The organism is Bacillus sp. JJ1532, from assembly GCF_036965085.1.
Classification (GTDB): domain Bacteria; phylum Bacillota; class Bacilli; order Bacillales; family Cytobacillaceae; genus Cytobacillus.
On record NZ_JBALOW010000025.1, the window covers coordinates 1 to 1,625 of the forward strand.

The 1,625-nt window shown below is 53.5% G+C and carries 1 rRNA gene; it reads left to right on the forward strand.

From position 1 onward, the window contains the following. The first annotated feature begins 33 nt into the window (after positions 1 to 33). Positions 34 to 1,584: ribosomal RNA gene (locus tag V7122_RS10620) — 16S ribosomal RNA — on the forward strand. Positions 1,585 to 1,625: the final 41 nt, after the last annotated feature.

Below are 1,625 nucleotides of genomic sequence, written 5' to 3' on the forward strand. Positions count from 1 at the left end.
AAAAAGACATTTATGAGCTAATCAACTCACAATTTATTGGAGAGTTTGATCCTGGCTCAGGACGAACGCTGGCGGCGTGCCTAATACATGCAAGTCGAGCGAACTTGCGGGAGCTTGCTCCCAAAAGTTAGCGGCGGACGGGTGAGTAACACGTGGGCAACCTGCCTGTAAGACTGGGATAACTTCGGGAAACCGGAGCTAATACCGGATAATTCTTTTCTACTCATGTAGGAAAGCTGAAAGATGGCTTCGGCTATCACTTACAGATGGGCCCGCGGCGCATTAGCTAGTTGGTGAGGTAACGGCTCACCAAGGCAACGATGCGTAGCCGACCTGAGAGGGTGATCGGCCACACTGGGACTGAGACACGGCCCAGACTCCTACGGGAGGCAGCAGTAGGGAATCTTCCGCAATGGACGAAAGTCTGACGGAGCAACGCCGCGTGAGTGATGAAGGTTTTCGGATCGTAAAACTCTGTTGTTAGGGAAGAACAAGTACCGTTCGAATAGGGCGGTACCTTGACGGTACCTAACCAGAAAGCCACGGCTAACTACGTGCCAGCAGCCGCGGTAATACGTAGGTGGCAAGCGTTGTCCGGAATTATTGGGCGTAAAGCGCGCGCAGGCGGTCCTTTAAGTCTGATGTGAAAGCCCACGGCTCAACCGTGGAGGGTCATTGGAAACTGGGGGACTTGAGTGCAGAAGAGGAGAGTGGAATTCCACGTGTAGCGGTGAAATGCGTAGAGATGTGGAGGAACACCAGTGGCGAAGGCGACTCTCTGGTCTGTAACTGACGCTGAGGCGCGAAAGCGTGGGGAGCGAACAGGATTAGATACCCTGGTAGTCCACGCCGTAAACGATGAGTGCTAAGTGTTAGAGGGTTTCCGCCCTTTAGTGCTGCAGCAAACGCATTAAGCACTCCGCCTGGGGAGTACGGCCGCAAGGCTGAAACTCAAAGGAATTGACGGGGGCCCGCACAAGCGGTGGAGCATGTGGTTTAATTCGAAGCAACGCGAAGAACCTTACCAGGTCTTGACATCCTCTGACAATCCTAGAGATAGGACTTTCCCCTTCGGGGGACAGAGTGACAGGTGGTGCATGGTTGTCGTCAGCTCGTGTCGTGAGATGTTGGGTTAAGTCCCGCAACGAGCGCAACCCTTGATCTTAGTTGCCAGCATTCAGTTGGGCACTCTAAGGTGACTGCCGGTGACAAACCGGAGGAAGGTGGGGATGACGTCAAATCATCATGCCCCTTATGACCTGGGCTACACACGTGCTACAATGGATGGTACAAAGGGCTGCAAGACCGCGAGGTTTAGCCAATCCCATAAAACCATTCTCAGTTCGGATTGCAGGCTGCAACTCGCCTGCATGAAGCCGGAATCGCTAGTAATCGCGGATCAGCATGCCGCGGTGAATACGTTCCCGGGCCTTGTACACACCGCCCGTCACACCACGAGAGTTTGTAACACCCGAAGTCGGTGGGGTAACCGTAAGGAGCCAGCCGCCTAAGGTGGGACAGATGATTGGGGTGAAGTCGTAACAAGGTAGCCGTATCGGAAGGTGCGGCTGGATCACCTCCTTTCTAAGGAAGAATTGAAGTACTTGATACTTCAATAAATAGAC